The 6588-nt window shown below is 76.3% G+C and carries 4 protein-coding genes; 1 reads left to right on the top strand and 3 read right to left on the bottom strand.

Annotated elements, in window-relative coordinates:
* Positions 1-163 precede the first annotated feature (163 nt).
* Both AB0D45_RS34250 and AB0D45_RS34245 read right to left on the bottom strand, forming a co-directional pair.
* On the bottom strand, positions 164-1237 hold the full coding sequence (locus AB0D45_RS34250) for a saccharopine dehydrogenase (RefSeq protein WP_361608012.1): 1074 nt from the start codon (positions 1235-1237) through the stop codon (positions 164-166).
* Between the two features lie 140 nt (positions 1238-1377).
* Positions 1378-3402, bottom strand: coding sequence for a hypothetical protein (locus tag AB0D45_RS34245; protein WP_362466479.1), 2025 nt, complete (start codon positions 3400-3402; stop codon positions 1378-1380).
* A 127-nt stretch (positions 3403-3529) separates the two neighbouring features.
* Between AB0D45_RS34245 and AB0D45_RS34240 the strand changes: the two genes are divergently transcribed.
* The gene (locus AB0D45_RS34240; RefSeq protein WP_362466476.1) at positions 3530-4609 is read left to right on the top strand and encodes an Lrp/AsnC family transcriptional regulator; all 1080 of its coding nucleotides are present in this window, start codon (positions 3530-3532) and stop codon (positions 4607-4609) included.
* A 160-nt stretch (positions 4610-4769) separates the two neighbouring features.
* Here the strand turns inward: AB0D45_RS34240 and AB0D45_RS34235 are convergent, their stop codons facing one another.
* Entirely contained in the window at positions 4770-6164 is a 1395-nt protein-coding gene (locus AB0D45_RS34235; protein WP_362466473.1) for a nucleobase:cation symporter-2 family protein, read from the bottom strand.
* Positions 6165-6588: the final 424 nt, after the last annotated feature.

Raw genomic sequence — 6588 nt, 5'->3', positions numbered from 1 at the left:
CGCTGGTGTCCCCCCCCTGGGGTTGGCGTGCCGCCCGGGCGTCCTGGGCGGCGGTGGCCGGGGGGGGGGGGGGCTGGGCCCGCCCCCGCCCCCGCCCCCCCCCCGCGCGTCCGCGTCCCTGCGACCTGATGCTGTGGGAGCCGGACGTGCGCCGTGAGCCCGGTTACGCCGCCCGGTCGTCCGGGCCGGTGAGGCCTGCCAGGGCCGTGGTGAAGGCCGCGCGGCAGCGGAGCCAGTCCGGGTCCGGGGACGGGGCGTGCAGGGCGAGGAGCTTGGGGAGGAGGTCCGCCGAGAAGGCACGGGCCGCCTCGGCCGGGAGGAGGGACGGGAGGTTGTCGATGGCGATCACGTCCAGCGGCGGGGTCCCGCCGAGGAGGCGCCGGGCGGGGACGGTCCAGTCGGTGAGGCGGTCGTAGACGGGGAGCAGGTGCAGCTCCGATCCGGTGTCGCAGGTGATGTCGGCGATCACCGAGAGCCGGCGGGGCGCGGTCTCCAGGTCGGCCGGGGTCAGGAAGGGCGGTACGGGCCGGGTGGTCAGCACCGCGTTGACGAGAATGTCGTGGCCGAGGAGCGCGGCGCGGTCCAGGCTGCGGGTCGCGGCGCGGTCCCAGCGGGTGACCCGGATCCCGGCGGTGGTGAGGGCGTCGCAGGCACCGCGCCCGCTGCGGCCGCCCGCGCCGATGACCAGGGCCCGTAACCCGTCGGGGGCGGCCGCGGCGCGCAGGCGGGCGTCCAGCTCCGGCCGGGGCAGCGGGACCAGCGGAGCCGTGAGGGCGCCGCGGGCGTGCAGCGCGGCCAGGGCCGCGCCCGCGTACCCCGCCCAGTAGCCGAAGGCGGCCAGCCTGCGGCCCTGTGCGTCGGCGAGGTACTCCAGGTCGAGCAGGGTCCCGCCGCCCGCCGCGAACCGGCGCAGCAGCTCGGGGGCCTGCGCCTGGCCCTTGTAGGCGTGCCCGAAGTAGACGTGCCGGTGGTGCAAACGCTCGGGTGTCGGCGGGAGTTCCTTCAGGCCGAGGACGTACGCCGGTCCGGGCGCGGCCCGCGACCAGGAGCCGGCGGGCGCGGTGCGGCACCCGACGGCCTCGTACGCGTCGAGCGGGAAGACCCGGTGGCCGGAGTCCTCCACGGTGATCCGTACGCCCTGCCCGACGAGCCGGGCGGCGTCGTCGGGGGTCAGCGGTGCACGCCGTTCGGTGGGGCGGGTCTCGCTGCGCATCCACAGCTGCGGGGTTTCGGACATCGCTGTACCACCTGACCGGTCAGAGGGGTGGGGCGAGCGCGCTCATGCGATGTCTTTCCGCGTCCTCGACGCGGTACGCCGGTTCGGCGCGGGAACTCCGGGCCCGGGGGCACCACCCGCCCCAGCCGGTGACCCGCGGCTCAGAGTTCCGGCAGGAGCTCCCCCAGTGCGGTCCGGGTGCCTTCGGCGTGCGCCGCCCGGAAAGCCTCCGGAGACATCCGGACGCGCAGGATCCGCTCGGCGCGCGGGGGACGGGCGGCGGGCGGGCGGTCGCGGGAGACCGCGCCGAGCAGCCGCGCGGACTCCTCGTAGTGGCCGAGGCCGGCCTCCAGCTCGGCCAGCAGCTCCGCCGAGAGGGCCTGTCCGAGCCGGTCGCCGAGGGCCAGCTGGATCTCCAGGGCGCGCACCAGCCGGGTGCGGGCCGACGCGGGGCGGCCCGCGCGGCGGTGCACGACGGCACGGGCGTAGCCGGACCAGGCCCGGGCCCACAGGTCGGCGGGGCTCCCCTGCGCGGCGCCCGGCCCGGCCGGCGGTGCGTCGCCCGGCCCGCCGTCCCGCCCGGCGTCCTCCAGGGCCGCGGACGCCGGGCCGGTGTGCGCGAGCGCCATCGCGAGGGCGGCCCGCAGCGGCTCCCGCCCGGGCCCGAACTCCGGCTCCTGCGGAAGCAGTTCGAGGGCGTCACGGTACTCGTCGGCGGCCTCGGCGGGCCGGTCGTTCCACAGGGCCGCGGTGCCCCGGGCGTGCGCGAGGTAGGCCAGGGCCGCGTCCTCCCCCTCCAGTACGGCCGCCTTCCACGCCTCGACGAGCAGCGGAGCAGCGGCTTCCGCCCGGCCGAAGGCGGTCTCCAGCCAGGCCGCGAGCCAGAGCGCGCGAGCCGGCCGCGGCGCCGGGTGCGGGGCGAGGGCCCGCGCCAGGTGCCGGCGTCCCTCCTCGTCCATCCCGCAGGCCGCCCAGAGAAACCACAGCGACACGGCGACCTCCAGCGCCGCCGCCGGGCCGCCCGCGGAGTCCGGGTCCATCGCCAGGCGCAGGTCGGGCAGCTCCCGCAGGGCCAGGGCGCGCGCCTCGGGCTGCGCCCCCGACCGCCACAGCCGGGAGGCCCGTTCGGCGACGGCGCGGCACCGCTCGTGGTGGCGGCGGACGGCCCGCACCGCGTCACCGCCGGGCTCGTGCGCGAGGCGCCGGGCCTCGTGGGCCCGTACGGAGGCGGGCAGCCGGTAGCGGCCCCGCTCCCCCGGCTCGGCGAGCAGGGCGGGGGCGATCCGCCGCAGGGTCGCGGCGGCGGCCTCCGGGCCGAGTGCGCCGAAGCCGCACACCTGCGCGACGGCGGCCTCGTCGAAGGAGCCCGCGAAGACGGAGAGCCGAGCCCACAGCAGGCGCTCCCCGGGCGGGGCCGCCCGGTGGGCGCACAGGACGCCGGCCCCGCCGGCCCGGCCCGCCCCCTGCGCGAAGAAGCCGAGCGGGTCGGCGGTCAGCCGGCGCAGGGCCTCGGCCGGGGCGCACCGGTCGGCGCGCCCGGCCGCCAGCTCCAGCGCGCCGGGGATCCCGTCGAGGGCGCGGCACAGGGCGGCGACGGCGCCGGCGTTGTGGTCGGTGAGGGCGAAGGAGGGGTCGGCTCCGCGCGCCCGCTCCACGTAGAGCCGTACGGCGGCGTATCCGGCGACCTCGGCGGCGGAAGGCCCCCCGGCCCGGTCCCGTGGTTCCGGCGGCAGGGCGAGCGGTCCGAGGGTGAGCTGCGCGCCGCCCGGGATCCCGAGAGCCCGCTGCGAAGTGGCCAGAATTCGTACCCCGGGCAGTCGCTCCAGCACGTCGGCCACCAGGGTTCCGGCCCGCTCGCCGAGGTGTTCGCAGCCGTCGAGCACCAGCAGGGCGTGCCGGTCGGCGAGCCGCCGGCCCAGCTCCGGCACCAGCCCGTCCCCGCTCCCGAGGGGCCCGGGCAGGTCGGCCAGGCCGGCCCACAGCACGTCGGCGCCCTGGCTGCGGCCGAGGGCGCGCACCGTCCGGACGGCCAGCCGCGTCTTGCCCATTCCCGCTGGTCCGACCATGCTGACCAGGCGTTCCTCGGCAAGCAGGGCGGTGGCGCGGGCGAGTTCGCGCTCCCGTCCCACGAAGCCGGACGGTTCGGCCGGCACCGTGTGGCGCAGGCCCGGGCCGAGGTCCCGCACGCTCCTCCTCCTGCTCTGGTCGAGGCACGCACCACCGCCTCCTGCCGTGGTCGGGGCCATGAGGAGAGATGATCAGCCGAAAGTAGGGTTGACCGGCCGGGGGCCGGGAGAACCGCCAGGGGAAGGTATGAACTCGGCCATTTCCGCCATCGACGACACCGACCGTGCGCTCGTCCACGCACTCCAGCTCGCTCCGCGCGCGAGCTGGGAGCGCCTGGCACAGGTGCTCGGGGCGCGTCCCGAGACCCTCGCCCGCCGCTGGGAGCGGCTGACCACCGCCGGGGAGGCCTGGGTCTCGGGCATCGGGCTGCGCACGGGCGCCCAGGCGCCCTGCATGGCGTGGGTCGAGGTGACGTGCGCGGCGGGCACGTCACCGGCGGTGGGCGCGGCCCTGACCGGCGATCCCCACACCATGGGCGTGGAGCACACCACGGGCGGCCGCGACCTGCTGGTCTTCGTGGCCGTGCCGAACCTGCACGTGCTGTACCAGTACCTGTCCTTCCGCGTGCAGCGGATCCCGGGGGTGGTCGGCACCCGGTCCTCGATGGTCACGGCGGTGCACTCCTCCCCCGACCGCTGGCGCCTGGACCAGCTGACGCCGGCGCAGGCCGACCTGCTGACCGGGCGCGGCCGCCGCAAAGTGGCCGCGACCCCGCCCGCGCCCGTCGCCCCGATGCCCGAGGAGGACCGGCCGCTGGTGCTGGCGCTGGCCTCGGACGCGCGGCGCAGCGTGGCCTCGCTGGCCCGGGAGTCGGGGATGAGCGAGTCGACCGTACGGCGCCGCCTGGGCCGGCTGGAGGCGGGGCAGAGCCTGCGCTACAGCTGCGCGCTGGCCTCCGGACTGACCGGCTGGCCGGTGGCGGCGACGGTGTGGGCGGAGGTGCCCGAGCACGAGGTGGCCGACTGCGCGGCGGTCGCGGCGGGGCTGCGCGAGACCCGGACCTGCATGTCCGTCAGCGGCCCGTGGAACTTCATGATCGGCGTCCGGCTGCGCACCATCGAGGAACTGTCCCGCTACACCGCCGACCTGACGCGGCGGCTGCCGGGGATGCGCGTCGCCGACACGATGGTGGCCCTGCACGTGCGCAAGTCGGAGGCGCAGGAACTGGACCGGACGGGCCGACGGGTCCGGACGGTCCGGCCGGACATCTGGCAGGACGCGGCGCCGGCACCCCGGGAGGAGGCCCCGCCGCACGGGTCCGCGTAGGGCGGCGCGTGCCTGAGGCCGCCGGCGCGTGACGCGCGCCCGCCCGGGTCCGCGTCACGCGGCGGCAGCGCGCGGCGGCGCGGTCGGCACCCCCGGCGTGGGTGGCGGGCGCGCCGCCGCGCGCGGCGCGGGTCCCGGCCGGCGGGCCGGGCCGCGGGGCTCAGTGGACGAAGGCCGGTTCCGCCGCGGCGTCCGCCGCCGCGGAGTTGCGCTTCACCCCGAGGTGGTTGAAGGCCAGGTTGAGCAGGATGGCCACCACGCAGCCGGTGCTGATGCCGGAGTCGAGGACGACCAGCAGGTCCTTCGGGAAGGCGTGGTAGAACCCGGGCGCGGCGATCGGGATCAGGCCGATGCCCACCGAGGCGGCGACGATCAGGGCGTTCTCGCCCTTCTCCATGGCCGCGCCCGCCAGGGTCTGGATGCCGCTGGCCGCGACCGAGCCGAAGAGGACGACGCCCGCGCCGCCGAGGACGGGCAGCGGGACCACGCCGATCACGGAGGCCGCCATCGGACAGAGGCCGAGCAGGATCAGGATGCCGCCGCCCGCGGCGACGACGAAGCGGCTGCGCACCTTGGTCATCGCGACGAGCCCGATGTTCTGGGCGAAGGCACTGCACATGAAGCCGTTGAACAGCGGGCTGAGCGCGCTGCCGAGGGTGTCGGCGCGCAGTCCGCCCTCGATGGTCTTCGCGTCCGCGGGCCGTCCGACGATCTTGCCGAGGGCGAGGATGTCGGCGGTGGACTCGGTCATGCAGACCAGCATGACGATGCACATCGAGATGATGGCGGCGACCTGGAACTGCGGGGCGCCGAAGTGGAAGGGGGTCGGGAAGCCGACGACGGAGGCGTTCCGCACGGCGTCGAAGCCGGTCATCCCCAGCGGGATGGCGATCAGTGTGCCGGCGACGAGGCCGAGCAGGATGGATATCTGCTGGAGGAAGCCGCGCAGGAACTTGCGCATCACCAGGACGATCGCCAGGGTGAGGGCGGCCATGCCGATGTTCTTCATCGAGCCGTAGTCGGCGGCGGTGCGGTTCCCGCCCTGCGACCAGTTGAACGCCACCGGGAGCAGTGACACGCCGATCAGGGTGATGACGGTGCCGGTGACGACGGGCGGGAAGAAGCGGACGAGCTTGCCGAAGTAGGGGGCGGCGAGGAAGCCGACCAGTCCGGCGACGATGATCGCGCCGAAGATGACGGGGATGGCGTCTGCCCCCTCGCCCTTGCCGATGGCGATCATCGGGGTGACACCGGCGAAGGAAACGCCGTTGACGAAGGGGAGTTTGGCGCCGATCTTCCAGAACCCGAGGGTCTGGAGGAGGGTGGCGAGCCCTGCGGTGAAGAGCGAGGCGCCCATCAGGAAGGCGGTCTCGGTGGCGGAGAGGCCGACCGCCGGTCCGACGATCATGGGCGGGGCGACGACACCCGCGTACATGGCGGCCACGTGCTGGAGGCCGCTGGTGAACATCTTCAGCGGAGGCAGGGTCTCGTCGACCGGGTGCTTCTCCTCCGGTACTACGACTGCATCTTTGCGAAACCTGGGCGTTGGGGCCACGGCTTCCTCCGGTCGGTTAGACACGTCGGCAGGGACGTGGGTGTCATGGAGGTGGTGCGAAAGCGGTGCTAGTCGAGCCTGTATGGAGTTGTGGGTGGTGCTGTTTCTGGTCCCAAGGGGGTGCGGAATCGATTCGCCCGACATCGGCTCCGCGCAGTGGCTCCGGGCCCGTTCGGGGCTGGGGGTGCCGTGGCAGTGGCACGGGACGTGCGCTGCGGTGGGGTTGTCACGCGTGACCGCTCCCCGAGGAGCGGGTCACCGTCCCCGGGGGCGCCGTCGGATCTGTCCTCGGGCGCTCCCGGGTGCGGCTGCCGCGGACCCCGCTCGGGTCCGCGGCCGGGGGGGGGGGGGCGGGCGCCCCCCCCCGGGCCCCGGGGGGGGCCCCCCCCGGGGGGGGGGGGGGGGGGCCCGCGCCGGGGTGGGG

Source organism: Streptomyces sp. NPDC048352 (assembly GCF_040651895.1).
Taxonomy (GTDB): Bacteria; Actinomycetota; Actinomycetes; order Streptomycetales; family Streptomycetaceae; genus Streptomyces.
Note: the sequence above shows the minus strand (reverse complement) of the source record. Positions and strands in the feature narration are given on the sequence as shown.